31 protein-coding genes and 2 pseudogenes are annotated in these 21,811 nt (G+C 50.9%); 11 read left to right on the top strand and 22 right to left on the bottom strand.

The features are described from left to right. The first annotated feature begins 12 nt into the window (after positions 1–12). The 4 genes from HV302_RS23770 (at position 13) to HV302_RS23755 (ending at position 2,898) form a co-directional block, all read left to right on the top strand. Positions 13–381 (top strand): diacylglycerol kinase, encoded by a 369-nt coding sequence (locus HV302_RS23770; RefSeq protein WP_003826594.1) that lies wholly within the window; start codon positions 13–15, stop codon positions 379–381. Between the two features lie 109 nt (positions 382–490). After that, positions 491–1,099 carry a transcriptional repressor LexA gene (gene lexA / locus HV302_RS23765; protein ID WP_003826596.1) on the top strand — a complete coding sequence of 203 codons (609 nt, stop codon included), beginning with the start codon at positions 491–493 and terminating at the stop codon, positions 1,097–1,099. Between the two features lie 134 nt (positions 1,100–1,233). Beyond that, positions 1,234–2,553 (top strand): MATE family efflux transporter DinF, encoded by a 1,320-nt coding sequence (gene dinF / locus HV302_RS23760; protein WP_181626654.1) that lies wholly within the window; start codon positions 1,234–1,236, stop codon positions 2,551–2,553. Positions 2,554–2,688: 135 nt separating this feature from the next. Then, positions 2,689–2,898 carry a CsbD family protein gene (locus tag HV302_RS23755; RefSeq protein WP_019077869.1) on the top strand — a complete coding sequence of 70 codons (210 nt, stop codon included), beginning with the start codon at positions 2,689–2,691 and terminating at the stop codon, positions 2,896–2,898. 48 nt (positions 2,899–2,946) lie between these two features. Here the strand turns inward: HV302_RS23755 and zur are convergent, their stop codons facing one another. Then, the gene (gene zur, locus HV302_RS23750; protein WP_003031709.1) at positions 2,947–3,465 is read right to left on the bottom strand and encodes a zinc uptake transcriptional repressor Zur; all 519 of its coding nucleotides are present in this window, start codon (positions 3,463–3,465) and stop codon (positions 2,947–2,949) included. A gap of 115 nt (positions 3,466–3,580) precedes the next feature. Between zur and HV302_RS23745 the strand changes: the two genes are divergently transcribed. The 4 genes and pseudogenes from HV302_RS23745 to HV302_RS23735 all read left to right on the top strand — a co-directional run bounded on the left by HV302_RS23745 (position 3,581) and on the right by HV302_RS23735 (position 5,299). After that, positions 3,581–4,069 carry a cupin domain-containing protein gene (locus tag HV302_RS23745; protein WP_016155350.1) on the top strand — a complete coding sequence of 163 codons (489 nt, stop codon included), beginning with the start codon at positions 3,581–3,583 and terminating at the stop codon, positions 4,067–4,069. Between the two features lie 107 nt (positions 4,070–4,176). Next, a pseudogene (locus HV302_RS28435) lies at positions 4,177–4,251 on the top strand (hypothetical protein); the annotation flags it as partial. A 145-nt stretch (positions 4,252–4,396) separates the two neighbouring features. Continuing rightward, positions 4,397–4,930 carry a hypothetical protein gene (locus tag HV302_RS23740; protein ID WP_032177711.1) on the top strand — a complete coding sequence of 178 codons (534 nt, stop codon included), beginning with the start codon at positions 4,397–4,399 and terminating at the stop codon, positions 4,928–4,930. Positions 4,931–5,125: 195 nt separating this feature from the next. Continuing rightward, positions 5,126–5,299 carry a hypothetical protein gene (locus tag HV302_RS23735; protein ID WP_020838469.1) on the top strand — a complete coding sequence of 58 codons (174 nt, stop codon included), beginning with the start codon at positions 5,126–5,128 and terminating at the stop codon, positions 5,297–5,299. Between the two features lie 65 nt (positions 5,300–5,364). Here the strand turns inward: HV302_RS23735 and HV302_RS23730 are convergent, their stop codons facing one another. The 11 genes from HV302_RS23730 to HV302_RS23680 form a co-directional block, all read right to left on the bottom strand. After that, positions 5,365–5,637, bottom strand: coding sequence for a pyocin activator PrtN family protein (locus HV302_RS23730; RefSeq protein WP_020838472.1), 273 nt, complete (start codon positions 5,635–5,637; stop codon positions 5,365–5,367). Between the two features lie 38 nt (positions 5,638–5,675). Beyond that, positions 5,676–6,248, bottom strand: a complete 573-nt coding sequence (locus HV302_RS23725) for a 3'-5' exonuclease (protein ID WP_181626653.1) — start codon at positions 6,246–6,248, stop codon at positions 5,676–5,678. Position 6,249: 1 nt separating this feature from the next. Beyond that, entirely contained in the window at positions 6,250–6,690 is a 441-nt protein-coding gene (locus HV302_RS23720; RefSeq protein ID WP_181626652.1) for a hypothetical protein, read from the bottom strand. 10 nt (positions 6,691–6,700) lie between these two features. Continuing rightward, the gene (locus HV302_RS23715) at positions 6,701–7,456 is read right to left on the bottom strand and encodes a hypothetical protein (RefSeq protein WP_088583037.1); all 756 of its coding nucleotides are present in this window, start codon (positions 7,454–7,456) and stop codon (positions 6,701–6,703) included. 1 nt (position 7,457) lies between these two features. Next, on the bottom strand, positions 7,458–7,988 hold the full coding sequence (locus HV302_RS23710) for an ead/Ea22-like family protein (RefSeq protein ID WP_181626651.1): 531 nt from the start codon (positions 7,986–7,988) through the stop codon (positions 7,458–7,460). After that, the gene (locus HV302_RS23705) at positions 7,985–8,239 is read right to left on the bottom strand and encodes a hypothetical protein (protein WP_048220741.1); all 255 of its coding nucleotides are present in this window, start codon (positions 8,237–8,239) and stop codon (positions 7,985–7,987) included. Before HV302_RS23705 ends, HV302_RS23710 begins: the two co-directional genes overlap by 4 nt. Continuing rightward, complete coding sequence (locus HV302_RS23700) at positions 8,236–8,412, bottom strand: hypothetical protein (RefSeq protein WP_172751031.1); 177 nt, start codon at positions 8,410–8,412, stop codon at positions 8,236–8,238. The genes HV302_RS23705 and HV302_RS23700 overlap by 4 nt, the downstream gene beginning before the upstream one ends. After that, positions 8,400–8,939 carry an HD family hydrolase gene (locus tag HV302_RS23695; RefSeq protein ID WP_181626650.1) on the bottom strand — a complete coding sequence of 180 codons (540 nt, stop codon included), beginning with the start codon at positions 8,937–8,939 and terminating at the stop codon, positions 8,400–8,402. The genes HV302_RS23700 and HV302_RS23695 overlap by 13 nt, the downstream gene beginning before the upstream one ends. A gap of 107 nt (positions 8,940–9,046) precedes the next feature. Then, on the bottom strand, positions 9,047–9,964 hold the full coding sequence (rdgC, locus tag HV302_RS23690) for a recombination-associated protein RdgC (RefSeq protein ID WP_181626649.1): 918 nt from the start codon (positions 9,962–9,964) through the stop codon (positions 9,047–9,049). Between the two features lie 445 nt (positions 9,965–10,409). Further along, a complete protein-coding gene (locus HV302_RS23685) occupies positions 10,410–10,622 on the bottom strand; it encodes a hypothetical protein (protein WP_181626648.1) in 213 nt (70 codons plus the stop codon). A 195-nt stretch (positions 10,623–10,817) separates the two neighbouring features. Continuing rightward, complete coding sequence (locus tag HV302_RS23680) at positions 10,818–11,474, bottom strand: LexA family protein (RefSeq protein ID WP_071684310.1); 657 nt, start codon at positions 11,472–11,474, stop codon at positions 10,818–10,820. 99 nt (positions 11,475–11,573) lie between these two features. Between HV302_RS23680 and HV302_RS23675 the strand changes: the two genes are divergently transcribed. Then, on the top strand, positions 11,574–11,771 hold the full coding sequence (locus tag HV302_RS23675; protein WP_049015425.1) for a Cro/CI family transcriptional regulator: 198 nt from the start codon (positions 11,574–11,576) through the stop codon (positions 11,769–11,771). Between the two features lie 28 nt (positions 11,772–11,799). Further along, a pseudogene (locus HV302_RS23670) lies at positions 11,800–12,096 on the top strand (YmfL family putative regulatory protein); the annotation flags it as partial. A gap of 64 nt (positions 12,097–12,160) precedes the next feature. Here the strand turns inward: HV302_RS23670 and HV302_RS23665 are convergent. Beyond that, a complete protein-coding gene (locus HV302_RS23665; RefSeq protein ID WP_016239587.1) occupies positions 12,161–12,715 on the bottom strand; it encodes a recombinase family protein in 555 nt (184 codons plus the stop codon). 144 nt (positions 12,716–12,859) lie between these two features. Between HV302_RS23665 and HV302_RS23660 the strand changes: the two genes are divergently transcribed. Continuing rightward, complete coding sequence (locus tag HV302_RS23660; protein ID WP_181627491.1) at positions 12,860–13,315, top strand: phage tail protein; 456 nt, start codon at positions 12,860–12,862, stop codon at positions 13,313–13,315. A 159-nt stretch (positions 13,316–13,474) separates the two neighbouring features. Here the strand turns inward: HV302_RS23660 and HV302_RS23655 are convergent, their stop codons facing one another. From HV302_RS23655 to HV302_RS23615, 9 genes are read right to left on the bottom strand one after another with little or no spacing between them, the layout of a single operon-like run. Continuing rightward, the gene (locus HV302_RS23655; protein WP_181626647.1) at positions 13,475–13,873 is read right to left on the bottom strand and encodes a tail fiber assembly protein; all 399 of its coding nucleotides are present in this window, start codon (positions 13,871–13,873) and stop codon (positions 13,475–13,477) included. Then, positions 13,873–14,832 carry a carbohydrate kinase gene (locus HV302_RS28430; RefSeq protein ID WP_326928736.1) on the bottom strand — a complete coding sequence of 320 codons (960 nt, stop codon included), beginning with the start codon at positions 14,830–14,832 and terminating at the stop codon, positions 13,873–13,875. The genes HV302_RS23655 and HV302_RS28430 overlap by 1 nt, the downstream gene beginning before the upstream one ends. After that, entirely contained in the window at positions 14,832–15,422 is a 591-nt protein-coding gene (locus tag HV302_RS23645; RefSeq protein WP_181626646.1) for a putative phage tail protein, read from the bottom strand. Before HV302_RS23645 ends, HV302_RS28430 begins: the two co-directional genes overlap by 1 nt. Beyond that, positions 15,407–16,483 (bottom strand): baseplate J/gp47 family protein, encoded by a 1,077-nt coding sequence (locus tag HV302_RS23640; RefSeq protein ID WP_181626645.1) that lies wholly within the window; start codon positions 16,481–16,483, stop codon positions 15,407–15,409. The genes HV302_RS23645 and HV302_RS23640 overlap by 16 nt, the downstream gene beginning before the upstream one ends. Next, positions 16,473–16,925 carry a phage GP46 family protein gene (locus HV302_RS23635; protein ID WP_086538983.1) on the bottom strand — a complete coding sequence of 151 codons (453 nt, stop codon included), beginning with the start codon at positions 16,923–16,925 and terminating at the stop codon, positions 16,473–16,475. The genes HV302_RS23640 and HV302_RS23635 overlap by 11 nt, the downstream gene beginning before the upstream one ends. Further along, positions 16,922–17,464 carry a phage baseplate assembly protein V gene (locus tag HV302_RS23630; RefSeq protein ID WP_181626644.1) on the bottom strand — a complete coding sequence of 181 codons (543 nt, stop codon included), beginning with the start codon at positions 17,462–17,464 and terminating at the stop codon, positions 16,922–16,924. Before HV302_RS23630 ends, HV302_RS23635 begins: the two co-directional genes overlap by 4 nt. Further along, a complete protein-coding gene (locus HV302_RS23625; protein ID WP_016239593.1) occupies positions 17,455–18,546 on the bottom strand; it encodes a phage baseplate assembly protein in 1,092 nt (363 codons plus the stop codon). Before HV302_RS23625 ends, HV302_RS23630 begins: the two co-directional genes overlap by 10 nt. Then, positions 18,546–19,877 carry a DNA circularization protein gene (locus HV302_RS23620; protein ID WP_181626643.1) on the bottom strand — a complete coding sequence of 444 codons (1,332 nt, stop codon included), beginning with the start codon at positions 19,875–19,877 and terminating at the stop codon, positions 18,546–18,548. The genes HV302_RS23625 and HV302_RS23620 overlap by 1 nt, the downstream gene beginning before the upstream one ends. Further along, positions 19,877–21,790: a phage tail tape measure protein gene (locus tag HV302_RS23615; protein ID WP_181626642.1), complete on the bottom strand. Its 1,914-nt coding sequence runs from the start codon at positions 21,788–21,790 to the stop codon at positions 19,877–19,879. The genes HV302_RS23620 and HV302_RS23615 overlap by 1 nt, the downstream gene beginning before the upstream one ends. Positions 21,791–21,811 lie beyond the last annotated feature (21 nt).

Raw genomic sequence — 21,811 nt, 5'->3', positions numbered from 1 at the left:
AGGTTCTTTTTGATGGCCAATAATACCACTGGATTCACCCGAATTATCAAAGCTGCAGGCTATTCCTGGAAAGGTTTTCGCGCCGCATGGATCAATGAGGCGGCATTCCGCCAGGAAAGCGTTGCCGTACTGTTGGGCGTAGCCATCGCCTGCTGGCTGGACGTCGATGCCATTACCCGCGTGCTGTTGATTGGTTCCGTGATGCTGGTGATGATCGTTGAAATCCTCAACAGTGCGATTGAGGCGGTGGTTGACCGTATTGGCTCTGAGTATCACGAACTTTCCGGTCGGGCGAAAGATATGGGCTCGGCGGCGGTATTGCTGTCTATTTTTGTCGCTCTGATCACCTGGGGCATCCTGTTGTGGTCGCATTTGCGATAAAGATTCCACAACTGCATAAATCTCCTGTTTTTTGTGCAGTTTGCGGTTCCAAAATCACCTTTAGCTGTATATACTCACAGCATAACTGTATATACACCCAGGGGGCGGAATGAAAGCGTTAACGGCCAGGCAGCAAGAGGTGTTTGATCTCATTAGGGATCACATCAGCCAGACAGGTATGCCACCGACGCGTGCGGAGATCGCGCAGCGTTTGGGGTTCCGTTCCCCAAACGCCGCTGAAGAACACCTGAAAGCGCTTGCGCGTAAAGGCGTACTTGAAATTGTATCCGGCGCATCGCGCGGTATTCGACTGCTGCAGGAAGAAGAAGAAGGGTTACCGCTTGTCGGACGTGTGGCTGCAGGCGAGCCACTGCTGGCGCAGCAGCACATCGAAGGCCACTATCAGGTCGATCCTTCACTGTTCAAACCGAACGCCGATTTTCTGCTGCGCGTCAGCGGTATGTCGATGAAAGACATCGGTATTATGGACGGTGATTTACTGGCTGTGCATAAAACTCAGGATGTGCGTAACGGTCAGGTTGTTGTTGCCCGTATCGACGACGAAGTCACCGTTAAGCGCCTGAAAAAGCAGGGCAACAAGGTTGAGCTCCTGCCAGAAAACAGCGAATTTAAACCTATTGTTGTCGACCTGCGCGAGCAAAACTTCACTATTGAAGGGTTGGCGGTAGGCGTCATTCGTAACGGTGAATGGCTGTAATTTTCTGTTGATTCCCTGTAGCCCGGGTAAGACGTTTACGTCGCTATCCGGCAACTTGCCCGGTGGCGCTACGCTTACCGGGCCTACACAGCATCTTTTTTCAGTACATCTAACTTCTTCTCAGGCTCTCCTGTATGCCTTTCTTTACCTCTTCTGATAAAGCACTCTGGCACCTCGCCTTACCGATGATCTTCTCCAATATCACCGTTCCCCTGTTGGGACTGGTGGATACCGCGGTGATTGGTCATCTGGATAGTCCGGTCTATCTTGGCGGCGTTGCCGTTGGCGCCACGGCGACCAGCTTTCTCTTTATGCTGCTACTTTTTTTGCGCATGAGTACCACCGGCCTTACCGCGCAGGCATTTGGCGCAAAAAATCCGCAGGCGCTGGCGCGCGCGTTGGTGCAGCCGCTATTGCTGGCGCTGGGCGCTGGGCTGCTTATCGCACTGTTTCGGACGCCGATTATCGAGCTGGCTCTGCATATTGTCGGCGGAAGTGAGGCGGTACTGGAGCAGGCCCGACGTTTCCTGGAAATCCGCTGGTTAAGCGCACCCGCATCGCTGGCGAATCTGGTGCTGCTCGGCTGGTTGCTTGGCGTTCAGTATGCGCGCGCGCCAGTTATCCTGTTGATTGTCGGCAATATTCTCAACATTATGCTCGATTTATGGCTGGTAATGGGCCTGCATATGAACGTGCAGGGAGCGGCGTTAGCGACGGTGATTGCCGAATATGCCACGCTGCTGATTGGCCTGATGATGGTACGCAAAGTCCTGCATATGCGTGGAATTTCGCTGGCAATGTTGAAGCTGGCGTGGCGTGGTAACTTCCGTCGTTTGCTGGCGCTCAACCGCGACATCATGCTGCGTTCTCTGCTGCTACAGCTCTGCTTTGGGGCCATTACGGTTCTTGGCGCGCGTTTGGGAGGCGACATCATCGCGGTTAACGCCGTTCTGATGACTCTGCTGACGTTTACCGCCTACGCGCTGGATGGATTTGCCTATGCCGTGGAAGCGCATTCGGGTCAGGCCTATGGGGCGAGGGATGGCAGCCAGTTGCTTGATGTCTGGCGGGCGGCCTGTCGACAGTCCGGTATTGTGGCTATTCTGTTTTCGCTGGTTTATGCCCTGTTTGGCGAGCAGATTGTTGCGCTGCTGACCTCGCTGCCGCAAATCCAACTTTTGGCCGATCGCTATCTTTTCTGGCAGGTGGTTTTGCCGCTAGTGGGAGTGTGGTGTTATCTGCTCGACGGTATGTTTATTGGAGCGACACGGGCTGCAGAAATGCGCAACAGTATGGCCGTTGCCGCAGCAGGATTCGCATTAACGCTACTGGCTTTACCGTTGCTGGGAAATCATGGTTTGTGGCTGGCGTTAACCGTTTTTCTCGCACTGCGTGGGCTTTCCCTGGCCTTTATCTGGCGGCGTCACTGGCGTAATGGAACCTGGTTTGCCTGAGCGGATGGTTAAAAATTCCGAATAGTAAATAAAACCCAGAATCCCTGACTACACTTATTCTCACGTCCAGCAAAAACAGCATGTGTCTGGACATGGCACTCTCGCTATTCACAACCTAACGATGAGGACTTGATGATGAATAAAGACGAAGTCGGCGGTAACTGGAAGCAGTTTAAAGGTAAAGTGAAAGAGCAATGGGGCAAACTGACCGATGATGATATGACGGTCATTGAAGGTAAACGTGACCAACTGGTCGGTAAAGTCCAGGAGCGTTACGGTTACGCGAAAGATCAGGCGGAGAAAGAAGTGACCGATTGGGAAAAACGTAATGATTACCGCTGGTAATTAACCCTTCCCTCCTGAGAGTACAAGGATGTACGCTCTCCCACCCGCTTAACGCCCAACTTTCTTCTTCACCTGAATCGTATGGTCATGCTGGCATTCGCCAGGGTGACGACATGACTCAACCTCCACACAGGCCGGGCACAGTCCATGGGCTTCAATAACGTTATGTCGCAGGGCAAAGCCCATTTTTGCTGCCAGCGTATGCATGATGTCTTCCACGCCTTCCGCGCACTCTTCTTTTACCACACCACAGCGATCGCAAATGAACATTGCGGAACTGTGGGTTGGCTGATCGAACAGATGGCAAAGCACATAGCTGTTGGTGGATTCCACCTTGTGCACAAACCCTTGTTCCAGCAGAAAATCGAGCGCACGATACACGGTCGGCGGCTTGGCCTGCGGCTCGGTTTCCCGCAACAGGTCAAGTAGGTCGTAAGCGCTGATTGCGCCTTCCTGCAGGCTCATCAGGCGCAGCACTTCGAGGCGTTGTGGCGTAAGCCGTACGTTGCGTTGCGCACAGAGTTTTTCAGCTTGAGCCAATAACTCCTGCGTGGTGGTTTTGTCCATTTGGCGCCTCGATTTGCGTGCAAGGTTAATCCCTTACTTTAACATGTTCTGTTTAAAACACCGAGATCCACCACGGTGTGCTATACCTGACCCATCGCAATACTGGAAAATAATCATGAAAAGACCCGATTGTATTCGTCACTGGCGTGAAGTTGAGGGGGCTGATGACTCCACCTATCCCGACAGCGATGAGCTGTTTTCCATAGGTGCGCCGCTTGCCCGCAAGCTGGGGTTAGGGCGACTCGGCATTCATCATGAGCGCCTGCCGCCGGGCCGACGCACCTCGTATCCGCACGCTGAAAGCGATGAGGAAGAGTTTATCTATGTGCTGGAAGGATATCCTGAAGCCTGGATTAACGGTTATTTATGGAAGCTGGAACCGGGCGACAGCGTCGGTTTCCCGGCGGGCACCGGCGTGTGTCACACCTTTATCAATAACACCAGTGAAGAGGTACGTCTGCTGGTCGTGGGTGAGGCGAACAAAAAATACAATCGTATTTATTATCCGCTTAATCCGGTTTATGCCGCCACGCGTGAGGACCGTTGGGTCGACCATCCGCCGCAGTTTTTTGGATCTCACGACGGAAAACCAGGGCGTAAATAGCGCTTGTCGGGGAGCAGGGAGGGGGAACTGCGAGGATGTGGCTCACTATCGTAACGGTCTATGCTATAGTAGCGCCCCTTTTTTAACCGGATGCTTGAATATTCGCCATGCTGCCTGAATCTCAGTCTACCGCTTTTCCCGCTCATCGTTTTTCTATCGCGCCGATGCTCGATAGGACGGATTATACAGAGAAATAGCGGTGTTGTGTGTTTTATGGGGGCCTATTGGGGACCCGATGTTTTTAATTTAATACGCAACTCTTACCAGGCATTGCATGGCGGGAATAGGTATAATGGGGTCTTTCGCCGTTCCGCTTGAGAGGCTCTAATGCTCACTTTAGACGAGATAGGTCAATCTGTTCGTAACAACATTCAGTTAGTTATTGACCATGTGGGGTTGCCTCTCGCAGTTGGCCCGATCAGTGATGAAGATTACAAGATCCTCTGTGGTGGTTATGGCGAGCTTGAGTGGGACTATATGCTCGGTGCCTATGGTAATTCTGATGACAAGTATGAATTTTGCATCAAACTTGTTCAGCAAGGAGTAGTGCAGGGGATTCCTTCAGGGGCGGCAATTTGTGTTTACGGGGTTGAAGATAAAATCTTTCGCATCCATATTGTTGAAAGGTTCTCAAGGGAAGATGAATCACACCCACTAAAAGGGCGAATGGTTTTGCTCACACTAATGAGTGCCTTTGTTTTTTGTAAGGCTGTCGAGTGTGAGGTTGTTCAAATCATTGAACCAGTTCCTGAATTGCGGCCATTTTATGAGTCGTTCGGTTTTTGTATGGAAAAGTGTGGCTACGTAATGTCTACAGCCACAGATAATCTGCAAGAGACATTTCTTAAATTCGCACAATAGATGTAGACGCCGAGTGTCTACAGATTGTAGGATATCCATCCGGATTACCTTAAAGGTACATCTGGGACAGTCGTTATGTATTCGCACTACTGAAAACGATGTCACCAATCGGAGGAACCGATTGGCACAAGTTGGCTGGACAAGCTAGCTTTAACTAAGAGGTTAGAGACGCCCTTATCGTCTCGGGAGTTTTCTATGAAAGATCAAAAAGCAACCAAGCCACAGGTTAAGTTCGACACAATGAAAGCATTCGCAGGTATGGGTGCTGCTGTTGAAGTTCTGATGAAGGCTGCTCCTAACGCGTTCACGCACGCTATTGTCTCTGGTAAAGAGCAGCAGGGTAAGCTTCGTCGTCGCAAGGCAGCATGATCATAGCTGGTGCTTTTTGAAAGCCCGCCATCTGGCGGGTTTTTCTTTTTTTATCGGTGCGGAACTCAACTATTTTTCTGTTTGTTCGTTCTGACCCTTTCCCATTCAATTCTGCCTTCTTCACGCCGCTGGTCTATATACTCAGCAAGATCCTGAATGTTGATACAGCGCTTCGCTTTCTGTGATGTTCCTACACGGTAAGTCGGGATCGGCAACTGACAGGCATTTGCTTTCGCTTCTGCTGTGTTAGGGCTCATACCGAAATACTTTTGGCATACCGCTGACAGCTCGATGTTAGGCGTGTTGAACTCAGCCATAAGTAAAAACAAAGTATTCATAGACATTCTCCATACAACCTGGCTGCACCCAGGGAAAATTACAGGTCTCTGCTGGTGGCCGGAATCAACTTCTGCCAGATCGCGGACACGTATTTTGCTTGATGTCGCGCATCGGCCAGTGCGTTATGTGCAACCCCATCGAATGGCATATCTCGCTTTGGATCGAAACCCACAACTCTGCCTAATGTGACGATGGTTCTGACGTCGTGATCGTTCCAAAATTGCCATGGACAAACCTGGTCGGCGCGCTCATATGCGCCGCGCAATATAACGTTGTCGAAAGTAGCTCCATTGCCCCAAACTTTTAAATATTTAGGGTTATCAGAATGCCGATTAATGAAATGGCTCAGTTCAAATAGGGCAGACGATATTGGCAGAGAATCATCAACACAGATTGCTGATCGTGCTTCTGGGCTTTGTTTTAACCACCACAGAATAGTGTCACCATCCGGCACTGCTCCCTGTTCCATAGCACTTTCAAGGTTAACGGCGGTGTAAAACTCCTGACCCAGTTCACCGCTTTGCGGATCGAAGAACACGGCACCAATGGAGACGATAGGGGCATTCGGTTTTTTGCCCATGGATTCGAGGTCGATCATTAAATTGTTCACGTTAAATATTCTCCTGTTTTGGTGCTGCTTTAAGCATTGCAGTGCGGCAGGCGTTCCATCCCTTGACTTCAGCGATTGCAGCTACAGCGTCTATCGCATGCATTTTCGACGCTTCTGGCATCGGCTTTTCATCCGGCACTACTGCCGCTGGCTGCGGGGAGGCCCAGAGCTTATTGACGCCATCCGGCAGATTATTAAAATCAAACGTACTGCCCGGAATCCTGCCAGCTTGAATCCAGTCGTCTCCATCAACCTCGATGAAAAATACTGGCTCTGCGTTCCTCGATGCTAGCACCTCATCAATCACATTCAACATATCAGCGAGAATGTAAGCTCTGTTCCCGCCGTTTGAGTACTGGGTATCATGCTGCAGGTGGTCGCGTATTTGGTGCAGGCGATCGAGTGATACAGGACCGTGCGCCGGGTGGTTGTTAGTTGTCATGGGGTAGTCCTTACACTGCTAATTGCAGTTGCATGTCGAATCGGTCACGCTGCTCGCAGTACGCGAGAGAGCCGGGGCTGTTATGCGATTCAATGCGCTCAACCATCAGCGCGGCGCGTGTCTCTTTGCTGGCTGGCGCATAAGCTCCTGACCAGGCTTTATCAATGCCGATATTGCGGGCGACGTTTGTGCTGTCAGCGCTGGCTAATGGTAGCTTTGTGAAAATTAGTGGGTTTAGCATACGCAATCCGTGTAACTTCGTGACAGGTTGGCTGTGAGCATCAACAACATGACGAATCAGGTCTTTCATTCTGGCTACAGCAAGGTTGGGACGCTTAACGTCATAGTCACCACATGAACCGATTGCAACGCGGGGATACTCATTGCAGAGCCTGATAAAACGCTCGTCGCTTTCATTCATGTGCCAGACAGGAACGCCGAAAAACTCCCCATGCGGCCACTCATCAAGAAGCGCTTCGTTCTCTTCCTCGCCGCCGTCGATAACATCCGGGATGATGGCGAAATCAAAGCCAGGATGATTTTTCCAGCGGGCCACAAACTCGTAGTAATCGCTCCAGTCGATTTTGTTTTTGCCAGCTGCTTTCCACGCAGTGAATGCACCGTTGTCCAGCGCGAATGACTGGCAGTATTCAGCCGCGAGGTTAATTTGCCCTGAGTGCGCGAAACTGATAAACGCATGGCGTCCTTTCCACGCTTTCATGGCGCACGTATCCGGCGTTATTGGTCCGCCGTGATAGTGAATCATCTCACTCCTCCTTCACGCCAATGCCAGCGGCGCGGATTTCGTGAATAGCGTTGTCATTACCAGCACACCATCCCTCGGCATAATCCCGGCTGAATCCGCTCATGTGCATGACTTCACCAACGCTGCGTTTTGGCAAGTTAACATCCCGCGCCTCCAGCTCAGCGATGCGATTGCGCGCTGAAATGAGTTCCACCATGTGCTCACGGATGCTGTCAGTTGCTGCTTCCAGCTTGTCCCAGTCAGGGTTGAAGCTTGCCAGCTGCGCGAGTTGCTCTTTCAGAAATTCATTGCTTTTCTGCGCGGCTTCCAGCTCATCCAGCAGCGCCAGAATGATGTCTGGGTTAGCTGCTTGGATAAACTCTCTGTTTTCCTTCGCATCTGGCCCCTCAAGATGCGCGATGATGAAGTTGCCGTTGACCTGGTCGTCAGAACTGCAAATAGCCTCCCAACCATCACCAGACTCTTTAATCCATTCGCCTGAGCTTGCCGACCGCGACTTACTCCGCAGCGCCTGTTTGTTGAGTGCTGTCATTGGGCTGCTCCCTGTCTGGCGCTATTCAATAGCTGGTTAAACATCATGGTTAGGCTGTTACTGCACCCAAACGGCATATCGTTAACACGGTATGTTGGTATGCCCTTGCGAACACCAGACTTCACGATCCGGCCGGTGCCATAGAGTTGCGATAATGCGCCAGCGATCGAAGCTGTCTTTTTGTTTAAACCCTTAGCTATTTCAGCGCTGGTGGCGTTTGGGTGAGCCTGGAGATATTCAAATACGGTCATGGCGTTTTACCTTTACGTTCCTGTTCCAGTTGCACCAGAGACTCTTTTAATGCTGCGAACGTAGCTTCCAGTCTGGTGGCGACTTCGCGCATAAGCAGTGCATGCTTTGGTGGCAACTCAGCAACGGAGGCAAAAGCCTCCGCTACGAGTTCTTTTACCTTCATGCGGCGCATTGGCGCTGCTCCATCAATTCGTTGAAGCGATTAATGAACATGCCATATGACTGGCCTGGACGAACTGGGTTGATGATGAATAGATCCGTTGGGACAACTCCCTCGAGGCAAGGCCACACGGAACCTTCGTCAATCTCAAAATCGCGGCGTTCGCTGGCAAGCATCACCAGATCGGCATATTTCACGGTTGGGTGTTGCTCAGTCGGTAGACCGAACTTCTGCCGAATGGCTGCATCCACGCGAGCTTCGATCACCTGGTAATCCGGAAGCAGGTGCTTAAGCGGGGAGGGGATGTCCTGCAGGTAGGCTTCAGCAGCATCATGAAGCAGTGCTTCTAATGCAAACTCCTGCGGAACGAGGTGGCTGGTTAAAACGCTATGCTGGCCGACGCTATAAAACTCAGGAAGATGCCCTGCAAAACGGCAGATATGAGACAAAGCGGTAGCAATATCCTCGATCACGATATCGTCCTGTTGGATATCGAGGTAATTAAAGTGTTTACCGGATAATGTCTGAATGTAGCTCATGGTTTTCTCCATATTGGCGCGCTGCACCGCGCCATTAAATTAATGAATTGCTGAATTTAGCGTGCAGCAACCCAACCCATGCTTATGGGGTAATTGTTGCCTGGTGTTTATCGCTTGGCTTCGCCGCCGAGAGAGGTTGTTAATCCGTTAATGAGAGAGATAAGCTCGCCGGTCATCAGAACAAAGTCAGCGTCGAACTGCTGAGCCGCATCCTCACGGTCGATATCGTCGTTTTGTTCTGTCAGCTCATCAGAGAACTTAAGGCGCTTGATGCTGCCGTCATCGCAAAGAACGAACTGAATGCGCTGTTGCCAGTCGATAGACAGCTTTGTAACTACTTTGCCAGCTTCCAGATGCACATGAATTTCGTCACTGACCAGAGTCTGTTTTTTAAAGCGTCCAATACCGCCATCTTCAAGAATAGCTTTCAGTTCGGCTTCATCACCCAGGCCAAAGCCAGCAGGCGCACTACCGGAACGAACCCAGTCGGTCATAGTTAGTTCGATCGGCGTTTCCATAGTCAGCGGTACCACCGGGAGAGAACCGAGAGTTTTACGAAGCAGGGCCAGTGAGTCTTCGGCACGTTTAGCGCTGGCTGCATCAACCATGATCAGACCGTCGGTGACGTTGATCCACAAACTAACAGTCGAGTTTTTGGAGAACGCCCGAGGAAGCAGGGAGTGCAACACTTCATCACGCAGCGAATCTTTCTCAGTTTTTTTGAGGCGACGCCCCTGATCGGATTCCAGATGCGACACACGCTTGCGCAGTTCTTCAGCAATGACAGGAGATGGCAGTATTTTTTCTTCCCGGCGAATAACCAACAACACTTGATTATTGACAGTGTGATGCAAGCGATCTGACAGCTGACCAAGTGGTGATACCCAACCGGTTTTTGCCATATCCTGGCTACCGCATGGAGTGAAGCGAAATAGTTCAAGCTGCTGTTCCAGCTCTTCCTGGTTGATGGTGAACTCGCGACTAATGCGATACACCAACATATTTTTGAAAAACGGATTGTTCATTCTCGGTTCCTCAACGCCTCTGCACCGGCGCTAAAAAGTTAGTTTCTCCATACACAACAGAGAAGGGCACCTGCATTGGTCGGCGGCTTGCAGAGACCGCTTTCTTTTTGCCCGGGTGGATTGGGTTATGAGCCCGTCGCCCGGTGATGCCCTTTTCTGTTGTGCCCTGAAAAAGGCTGGCGGTGACCGGACAAACGGGAAAACACCGGGCCGCCAGAACAGGGAGTTAATTGTTATTGCTTTGGCCTGCTTTTAACCACATCAGGCGCGGTGGTAGGTATCTTTGGGCGGGGTGCTAAGGGGGTGATTGACCCTGTTCCCTAACACTCCTGCTGGTTTTGGTATTCCTGGCTTGGGTATCGCCACCAGCTATAGGAATTTGACTATGAGTTGCGGTTAATCAGGCCGCGCCTCTGTTACCCCTCCCGAAGACACCTGTCTGCTGTTAAAACGTCAAATTGCGTATCAGTGGAGCAGCTGTAGAACCGCCAGTCATTTGTACCCTGACGCGGTTCACTGATGGCTTGCTGCGTTCTTCGCCGGTAAAGCTATTGAACATGCACGGTCCCAGAACTGTGCGAGGAACCCCACGTAAAACCACCACTTCCCCGGCCTTGGGGTGCTTGCGATAAGCCTTGCGCCGTTGTGCTGCATTCATCGTGTAACCCTCAGTTTTTAGTCATGCTCAGCGAATCATCCGGTTATTCATACGCCACCGGCGGCTACTTCGTGGGCGTCCTGCCTGTTCGCTGTTGATGTGATTAATGTAGGATAACTTACTATTTGGGGTCAAGTGGAAATGTTGGGTAACTTACATCTAGGGGCGAAAAAAAACCGGGTATTCCCGGTTTTCTTATAAATCCATTATTACTTGTCTTACTAATCCTACCAATCGGCAGTTGCCATTGACTTCTAAAGTCCTGTAATTGGGGTTAAGAGGTACTAGGTATTTCAGCGGCCCATCGATGACGAATTTTTTAATAGTGGCTTCATCACTGCCCATAAGCTGTGCAATAACAATTTTACCATTAGCTTGACTGGCATCACCAAAATCAGGTTCTACAACGACAATAGAACCTTCGGGAATACTTGGTGCACCTGTAGGGTTGGTCATCGAGTCGCCGCGAACAATAAGTGCAAATGCACTTTCAGAAACGGCAGCCGAAGTATAGACCCAGTCATGGATGTCCCGCTCTGTGATCGCTACGCAATTTGCCGTCCATTCCCCGGCCTGTACCCATGTGAGAACGGGAACTGACCTAATTCCGAATCTTTGCTCCGGGTCCATAGTTGGTGGCTGCTGACTTCCATCATCCTTTCCATCCAGTAACCACTGCGGTGTCTTTTCTAATGCAGCCGCAAGCGCCTGGAGGTTTTCACCACCCGGTTTGTAGTCACCGGATTCCCAACCGGTGATAGTGACGCGATTAACCCCGACGAGCTTTGCCAGGACGGATTGCGTCATCTTTAGCTCTTTTCGTCTGCTTCGGATTCGATCATTCATTTTCATGTAGGTAATCCTACCATTATCTGATGTAGGAGTGCTTGACCACTTAATGTAAGATATCCTACTATCAGTGCACTGCATTACTTAACTCCAGAGGGAAAAATGAAAAAGAATGACGTTATTTCTTACTTCGGTGGCGTAGGGAAAACCGCTAAGGCTTTGAATATCTCTCATGCGTCCGTGTCGGGATGGGATGAAATTATTCCAAAGGGACGAGCTTTTGAGATCCAAGCGCTGACCAAAGGTGTATTGAAAGTTGACCAATCACTTTATGAAAAGCGTAGCCACTCGGCTGCGTGATTAAAACCACAGAATTAAGGGGTTAACCGTGGGTAACGAACCTATTTGGAAAGTTGAACGTCAGCCTGCCTGGCTGGTGGCCGCGATTAAAAAGACGATTACCGATCTGCCTGGTGGGTATGCCGAGGCCGCGGAATGGTTGGGTGTGACAGAGAACGCATTATTTAACCGCCTTCGTGTTGACGGCGACCAGATTTTCCCGCTGGGCTGGGCAATGGTTTTACAACGTGCTGGTGGTTCAACCCATATCGCTGATGCCGTTGCGCGCCATTCTCAGGGCGTATTTGTTCCGCTGGCAGATGTCGATGATCTGGATAACGCCGATGCCGCGCGCCAATCAAAACGCGACACATTGACAACTAACATTGGATCGCGTTTGTGATCGTGATTTATATGTCAGATGCTGGGAATCGTTTATACAGGGTTGAGATTCCGACATCATAAATTAGGGCCACCCTCTGACGAGTTTCGCCAGCCGCTAACAGTCTTCCAGCCTGCGCCCACTGTTCAGGTGTTAACTTAGGTCTTCGGCCTCCCACGCGCCCCTCAGCTCGCGCAGCAGCCAGACCTGCACGGGTACGTTCAACAATCAGTTCACGTTCCATCTCGGCCAATGCTCCCATCACATGAAAGAAGAAGCGCCCCATAGGTGATGAAGTATCTATGCTGTCAGTCAGGCTTTTAAAGTTGATGCCGCGCTCGCGTAGTTCTTCCACCAACCCAACCAGATGACGCATGCTGCGCCCAAGTCGATCAAGTTTCCAGACCACGAGCGTGTCACCTTCAGATAGCGTTCTGAGTACCCGTTTAAGTCCGGGTCTGTCTGAGGTTCTGCCGCTTATCTTGTCTTCAAAAATCAGCTCACATCCTGCACATTCCAGCGCATTACGCTGTAAAGCAGTGTTCTGGTCATTTGTTGACACACGTACATAACCAATAAGCATCGTTTTAGCCCCTTTAAAAGGCCGCAATAATGCCATTTGAACGCAGATATATCTCTTCCCCAAAGGCGTGGTTGACGTTTCTACGATTCTGCGAAAATGTTTGGTTGACGTTTCCACGAATTCCCCCAAAGGTTCGTTTTTGAACTGAGGACACTGCCTTACCAGCAGTTGCGCCACTCACTGAACTGGCGGCATGTGAAAAATGACCGTATCAACCGATCAGCAAAATGGCAGTACATCGGCGCGGGGGAGACACAGATCAACCTGGATGGCGTACTTTACCCTGAAATTACGGGCGGCGACGTATCTCTAACTGTTCTGGCAACGCAGGCATACACCGGGCGTCCATGGCCTTTAATCAGTGGTGCGGGGCAGATTTACGGGATGTACGTGCTGACCGGGCTACAGGCCACGCATACGGAATTTGACCGCTACGGAAAGGCGAAAAAAATAGAATTTTCGATCAGCTTTCAGCGCTGCGATGAAGACTTACGCGAACGCCTGCAAGCGTCGTCTGTGGGTGATTTACTTTCAGGGCTGAAGGATAAGGCGACCACTGCCTATAATTCTGTCAGCAGTACGCTATCGGGTCTTTTTTAGCAAATTGCTGGAAAATTATGCGGGCACAAGCCCGCTTTTTCATATACACGACCAATCATATCTGACTGTGCTGCAGCACAGTCAATAATGACGTTACTCGATATGCATGAAGTACATCCGGTGTAGTGAAGGTAGTCGATGCCGCCATTGTGCCGGATGTTAACTGGCCTGATCTCCCGGGGGGGCAGGCCATTCAATATCTGGGGCTGTCGATGTGTCAACTGATTCCAACTCATCAATATAATCCAGTATTGCGTTTACTTTTCCCTTTTCCACTGATGTCAGCGTACGCCCCATTAGCAGTTTTGTTTGCAGCAGAGAAATTGATTGCTGGGCAGCATTTGTAAGGGAAACCTTTTGTTGCTCAGCTTCATCAACTGTCATTGCGTGCTGAACAATGGGTGGTGCAATGAATTCTCCATTCTCATAACCCCAGCCGATAACTACACCATCCGGCGCAATGATCACCTCGCCAACATCTGGTGAAAACTCGGCAATTCCGTCCCAGACAATTAAATTGATAACGATATTATTCTTAACTATCGCGTAATTATTCATTATGCGTACTCCCATACAATCACGATGCCGTCGCCACCTTTCCCACCGCCGTAACCGCCACCACCGATGGCCTGCGCCCCTCCTGATCCACCTGAACCAAGTAATCCATCCAGCCCCTGACCGCCTGCGGCTCCGGCTGAAAGTGTATTACCGCTGAAGTGCGATGCGCTACCATTTCCACCCGATGGAATACCCTGAGTGATTAGCGCGGGAAACCCTGCACCACCACTTCCATTTATTGTTCCACCAGACGATGTTCCACCCAAGCCCCCCCTGGCATGGCCTGAGTATGAATTCCCGCCGTTGACTGCATTACTCACCCCTGCACTACCACCAGTGGCCATTATCGTGGCATTAAAAGAAGAATTCCCCCCGGCCCCGCCACCTGAACCTCCCGCCCCGACAATTACAGATGCAGAAGCAGGCACAATGTCAAGCCAGGATGAAGCATAACCCCCGGCTCCACCACCTGAACCTGATGATGCGGCTGTGCCAGTCCCGTTTGTTGCATTCCCCCCAGGGCCACCTGCACCCTGCACCTCAACAAAAATTGATTTTGTGCCTGGTGTTGGCGTGTATATTCCTGACGACGTGAAAATCTTCGGCGCGGCTAGCATACGTCCCACTCGGCCATTGGGGTTTGTTAATCCAAGGTTTGATAGAGCCGTAGCTATTGCCGCCGCACCATCTGTTTTAATGTCGCCAAATGGATTGGAGCGGCTCAGAAACAGTTTCTTGAGAGCGGCGAGAATCTGCGTGTTGTCCATTTTGTCCGGATCAAGCCCAGCGGCCCTGATAATATTAAGCAGCTCACTTTGAATGGCATTAAACCAGTCCGGGCCGGGATATGTCGGAGGAACTCCATTACCACCTTCAGTAAAGAAAAGCTCTGTCTCACTGGTGATAGGAGACGGTAGTGGCATAACCGGAACACCGGTCGAATTATCTACGTGATACATCAGTTATCTCCTGAAGAATAATAATATTCGTATGCTGTGCCGCCGAGACGGTATTTTGTCAGCACACACTCCAGTTCTCTTGCCCGTTCACTCAGAAGCGGTGTCATGACGTTATCGATACAGGTAAAACGTCCGCCGCTTATACCGATCACATCAATCTGTAACGTCCAGCGATAACGGGCTGGATAAAGGGGATACATGCAGCTACGCATGCAATGGTGAGGCAGAATGACAGTAACCCGGATAGTAAATCCAAGCGCGACAGCCACCGCTTCAATCTGCCACGGGGAAAGGCCACCTTTGCGGTGATACTTCTCCACGACAGCACGACGTCGATCTTCTACAGTACCGCTTAACTGCCCACACTCCGGCAGTTCAAGGTATTCCTCCCATTCTTCCAGAAGCATAAATGTTGTTTCTGGCCGCATCTCCGGTAGCAGATTTTCTGCATCAAATTCCGTCTGACTTAAACGCCTGGCTAACGCCCGTAAAAAAAGGTTTAAATCACCATCCTCATCGCGTGACCACGCTTTGCCACGTGGCATGATCTGCCATAAAGCACCCAGCCATTCATCTACGCTGTGTGCCATGTCAGTTCCCCGATAGTAATAAGTTCATTCTGATCGCAGGGAATGTCAGCAGTCAGATCCAGTGTGTAATCGGTCACGCCAGATGCTGTGCCGATAGCAGTCCTGATTGCTGAAATGGGTAACGTCTGCCCAGGTAGCAGCGTCTTCTGAAGCGTCAGCAGGCGGGACTGGACAGCTTTACGCGTGGCAGACGTATCCGGTGTTATGTCGATAACCATATTGACGGGACGGAGCACCAGTTCAACGGGCCAGACTTCTATTCCTCCAGGTTTACCAACCCATACGCCAGTCGCCGGGTCGGTATGACGGAAAAGGTAATCTTCCATATTTTTCCGGTCCTGATATTCGGGGGTAATCACTGAACGATCGTCATAAACCCATGCCAGTCCGATTGTGCAGGGGCCATGCCAGGCATCAAATGCCCACGCCCGACTGACACCAGCCATTTCTCGTGCCCAGATGACATAGTCATGCACAGCCCCACCAACAGGGGGATTGCGTTTACGGAATAAAAGCCGGTCAAGCAATTCTGGAACTGGCTCAATATCTGCACCACCGATGATGCCGCCCGTTCCCGTTAAACCAATGCTCTCCACGCCGGGAACGGGGGACATCAGGGTCAGGCTTTCACCTTCCGGAAGGTTTCCTGACGCGCCGGCATCGCTGGCCTGAATGGTTACAGTCATGACCCCATCTACAGGAACGCCGGAAGTCGTCACGGCATAAACAATACCGGTAGCGGTTTGCATCTCCGTATCATCCGGCAGAGGTGTATTCCCTTTAAATACAGCCGGTCCCGTAGCAAACGTGGCCTGTTTTCTGATGACGCCTTCGCTGGCCGCAGTCTCAATGATGGTTTCATCATCAGATTTAACGGACGGAATAATCTGGTCTTTAATCCAGCTCTGATGGTCGTATAAATCACGAACCTGATTGCTGAATGAGGTATTTAGAGCTTTCTCAACGCCTACTGGCGGAAGTTTTTGCAGCCCCAGTTCAAAGGCAATATCTTTTTCGCCGTCAGTAATAAGCTTGCGTAGCGCGGGAACGTTATAAGGCATTAGCAGTGAACTCCCAGCGTTTACTTATTTCAATCCGGAGCGTCGTTTTATCCGGGCGGGTTAAAATGACAATAAAATTAATTCGGTCATTGCCGCTTATAGTGGCTGTGACTGCTGCATTACGCGCATAACCAGACCGTAAAAGCGGTTGCATAGAAAGCAGTGCATAATCTTCCACCCGCATTCTGACGGATTCCGTCAGCTTCTCGCGATCCAGCAACCAGAGTTTCGATCCCCACGGGTAATCACTGAAGGTGTCGCCGGGCCAGCCTCGCGGGTCCGATGAGCTATCAGGAATAATGTCATCAGTATCAGCACGGACGTCGGTGAAAAGACAAATCAGAACCAGAGTGACCAGTCCTTCATCACGCGATAAACCATCATGGTTAATGGTCAGTTCACCTCTGGATAGCTGATTATTCCAGCTGATACCAATTGTCATTTCATCTCCGATGTTTTTTTGCCATCCCCGTCAATATGGAAATGCTCAAGAACAGATTTTCCGGCGACCTGAATATCCTTTGAAAATTCAGATGGGCCGTTAACTTTTAATAATTTTGTATTTATCGCAAACAATTCGCCGGCATCGTAATTAACCGATTTCCCTTTAACGTCGATAAGACCACCTTTTTTCAGGGTGATATAAGACTGACCATCACCGTGATATAACCTGACCTCTCCATTTTCCAGACCTTTTGGACGACAGCGCTTGTCTTCAACAGCGATTGCCACCAGACCTTCCCGGCGTCCCCCCACTGCCAGAATGAGTGCTTCTGAACCGACTGGCGGCACAGACGTCAGGCCGTAGTTCTGGAAACGTTCAACATCATCATTGGTGGAATCCGCCAGAGACTGGATCTGGAGGTTCTGACGCCCGAGACTGTCTGTAACGATACGAACAACGGCCCTGTCAACGAGCAATCGCAGCCGGCGTCCAATACCTTCAAGTATGCGACCGATATTTGCCGGATTCAGTCCCATGTTTCCTCCGTTTTTGCCTTTGATCTCTTGCCTTTCTTGCCTGCTTTTTTCGCACTGGTTTCAGGCATATCCATCGACTCAGGGGGAACCAGCGTCAGAACGCAGAGACGTCCGTTATCACCTTCAGTAAACGTGACGGTTTTAATCAGCCATGAGTCCTTCAGGTTCTGTACCGGGTCATCAATATCAACGCGCCTGTTTTTCTGCCATAACGGGCCTTCATCGCCATTCTCTCGCCATCCTGCCAGTGTAATTTCGGTGCTGTTGGCTTCGCCCATCATCCGCGCTTTGTACCATTCACCGCGTGTACTTGCGCCTCCGACGGTCAGGCTGTCTTCATTGACCAGAATTTTCGGGCGGTAACGGTTGATATCACCATCATCAACGATGGTCTGACGTCCTCCAATCACTTTGACAGGCTGATCGTCCCACGTGCTCCCACCCGCACTGGAGGTGCCTTTCACGATGTACTGGCTGTTTCTCTCACGCCAGCTGAACCGGCCGCGGGCTGCAAGAATATTGGTTCCAAATATCAGAGGAACGCCGGCACGCTTTGTTGATGCACGGGTGATGATCAGATTACCCAGACCATCAGCAGTCAGCAGAACGCCGCGTTGTTTAGCCAGGCGGTCAAGAAGATCGAAGGCGGTCTCTCCCTGTTCAAGCACCACGCTACCGAAGGTTTCACCAGTGTCAGTTTCACTGATAACACTGATGCCATAGGGTTTGCAGATTTCCACTGCCAGTTGCTCCAGTCGAACACCTTTCCACTGGCCGGATTTATGCACCACTGAGCTGTCAACGAGATCGCCGGTTTTATCCCGCCCCATAACGCGAATACTCATGTTTTCTGCGTCATAGCTGGGAATGAAATCATCAATATACCCCGTCAGAACCGTATCTTTTCCCAGCCTGACGATGCAGGGCATGCCCTGCTTAATCACGCGCGGTGATGCTTCTGACCATTGTGTGGTGACAGTGAGATCAAATTCGCCGGCAACAGCCTCCAGTGAGGAAGTGATGGACATCTCTGTCCATCCGTCCCACTGCTGGCCGTCAACCTCAAGCACAACCATTTCCATCAATCTGTTACCTCGACAGGTTTACCCGGAAGAACGAACGCCGGGTCTTTCAATCGGTTCCTTGACGCGATGGCGTCACGGTTCTCGGTATTACCGGTTTCACGCCATGCAATCAGAGATACCGGGGACGTTGTGGTCAGAATGACCGTTCGTGTCTGTGGTAGCTGAGCGCTTCTGACCCGCACGTCATTGACGACGGCAAAGCGCAGCTCACGCAGGGCATGCCACAAATCCCGCTGACCGTTTTCTACGGCGTACACAGCCTGTTCATTCAGTTGCTCAGCCAGCGTGTCACCCGCACTTATGGCTTCCTCACTGCTTCTGAAATCGGTGCTGGCAACGGTCTCTGCCTGTCCAGTTAGGCTGGCAACGACAATCAACTGACGGAAATGAGTGATGTTGTCCTGCATGGCATCGGTCAGCTCAGGGACAACGTCCGGAAGGCTGCTGGCAAAACCATACTTTCCGTCAGTCACTGAACCTGGTGTGACTGACATGTATTTGGGCAACTGGTGGAGTGCAGCGGCTGTCGCGCGGTCACTTGTATTTGTTGACGAAGCCGGCGACGACCACGGCGAAGATGAAGAACCGGAAAACTGTTCTCCCTGCCACCGGCTACGGAGCTGATCATAAACCCGCATTGACCACAAAGGTTCGGTCACGGTATCGCGTACACCGCTGACAAGGGTCAGAACATCATTGATAAACCCGGCGGGTTTCGCGACGGCCAGCTCAATCAGTCCGCGAAAGCGTCCGAGGCGGTCAGTCCATTCTGTGATCGCGGAGGGTAGCGTCAGCACACCCACCACCAGATTCTCCATGTCGTCCATCCACGTATCAGCCATCTCACCAAGACCATCCAGCAGGGCAAAGACATCACCATTAGCCAGGGCAGCTTTAACCTTATCCGCTGCGCTGAGTACCGTCAGGCTGGTGTTTTCTGTCGGCGCAGGGAACAGGCGTTCACCCGCCTCATATACCTCAAAAGAGATATAGGCAATGCCGCCTTCCTCAGTGCTCAGACGGTGCGTCACCTTGCCGACCTGAACTTTCTCAATGCCGAACCACGGATGGATTAGTTCACCAGGTCCCGGCATGTTCAGAACGTGCAGAAGCGCCTCCAGTTGGCTCTGGTAGTCCTTGCCAATCAGCTTGCCGTTGATTTGCTGTTGGGTCAGAACAGCACCGTTATCCTCGGTCCAGCCCACTTCTTTTTTAGGGTAGGCTCGGGGGATTGCACGGCGTCCACTGGTGCCTTCGTTATCGACCAGATAGAAGGATACGCCCCGAAATGAAGCATCTCGCAGGTCTTCCCATCGTGTTTTTCCCATTAGCCTTGTCCCACGCTGCTCACGCCAGCAGAAGCGCTGAGTTTTATATCAGACTGGTTCATGGAGACATTTTTAACGCGACCATTCCCCTCAAGGATCACACGAATTTCACCCTGTATCTCTTTCACTGTCGGGGCCAGAGGAACGGATGGCTGTGCTGATTTATCAAGCGCATTTTTGTTCTCTATTGCGGCGTTAGTGCCCCGCAGAAAATCAACGATGACACCAAACAAAGAATGGTCACTCGTTTCAGGGCGCGGTCTGTCTGCCGGGGGATTTTCAGACGCAGGGATAAACGGCGTTGCCGGTGTCATTGATGCCCACGGGCGCGGGTCAATAACCGGTTTCTCATTCGCTTTGCGTTTAGCACGATCCTTTGCCCACTGAACCATGCCAGCTTTGTCGTCATCGGTCAGTGAAGAATCATCATCAAGATAGGGAATTGTGGCCATCATTAGAGATGTTCCGATCATCCCTCCAGGAACACTAAGACGTCCTGGGCCATTGGGTTTACGAGGTTCTTTTCCATCGGGAATTAAATCACCAGGACCACCCATTCCACCTTTGCCCATGTTCACGACATAAACGGGCATAACACCGGAGCCAAAAACATCTGAGACGCCTTTAGGTATGCCTTTTCCTCCTTTTTCTGGCTGGAGAAAATCCCATGCACCTTTACCGATTTTAAATGCTTTACGTGCTGCAATGACTCCGGCAGTCGCAATGGCAATTTTCTTGCCGACTTCAAGCCAGTTCTGAACCGTCTTTTGATCTACTGAATTGATGGCATCAGCCAGTTCCTGTACCGGTCCGGCAAGATTGCTGTTAGAAAATTTCTTCCAGGTAACATTCAGGCTGGTCAGCGCCGAAGTAAAATCTTTCGCCGCATATTCAGCATCTTTCATGATGCCTGTACCATCTCCGACTACTGACTGGTATCGCTTGAGGTTTTCTGCTCCTTTACCAGAGGTGACACTGCTGATAAGTAAAATACTGTCCTGGTTAAAACCGGCTTTCAGTAGTCTTTCATTCTGCTCTTGCGATCCTTTGCTACCAGATGATTTCGCTACTTCAGCCAGAATTTCTGGAAGAGAACGCATTTTTCCATCTTTGCCATATACGTTAATTCCTGCTTTCTTCTTGAGAGTGTCAACAACCTTTGGCAACTGCAGATCACGAATAAGGTTTTCAGTCGCCGTGGCTGCTGTATCACGGTTGCCTGTGGCATCAATGGCAGATTCCAGTACAACGCCTACGTCTTTGACTCCCTTAACGCCACTCCCGCCAGCAGCGGAGTACATAGAGAAGGCTCTGACGCCTTTTTCTGCAATGTCTTTCAGCTCAAATGCGCCTTCTTTTCCCAGAAGGTTTAACGTATCCATAGCTGCAAGCGTCTGCTTTTCAGTCTGAAGACCAAATTTAGGGAACTGAGAAAACAGTCCGCCAATCGAATCCCCCTGAGAGCCTGATGCAGCAATAGAAGCGGCTATCATGCCCTTATTCTGAATACCAAAATCCAGATCGCCGGTCGTTTTGTTGACATTCTCCAGCGCCGCCAACACCTCCGAGTCATCGACCCGGAATTTGATGGCGGTTTCCTGAATGCCATCAAAGATATTGCGCATCTCATCACGAGTTTTACCGGCAGCAATACCCAGCCCGGTTAATTGTCGATCTGTTTTAGCAAATTCCCTCAGCGCTGCGCCGCTGGCAAGGCCGGCAATCATCGTTGTATAGCGATTACTGAGCATATCCAGACCACGTCCGGCAGATTCAGACGCAGCCTTCACAACAGACATTGCTTTCTGGTTACGGCTGGCAAACTCGCTCATATTAGCGCCGTACTGGCGGGCTTTGGCCGTCAGGTTCCCGGCAAGGTTAATCAGAATTTCAGTGCTTAGGCGGTTTGTCATATTGCTTCCTCAGTTGCCTGA

Origin of the sequence: Citrobacter sp. RHBSTW-00859 (assembly GCF_013729795.1) — a bacterium.
GTDB lineage: Bacteria > Pseudomonadota > Gammaproteobacteria > Enterobacterales > Enterobacteriaceae > Citrobacter > Citrobacter braakii.
This window is presented reverse-complemented; position numbering and strand designations above follow the sequence as displayed.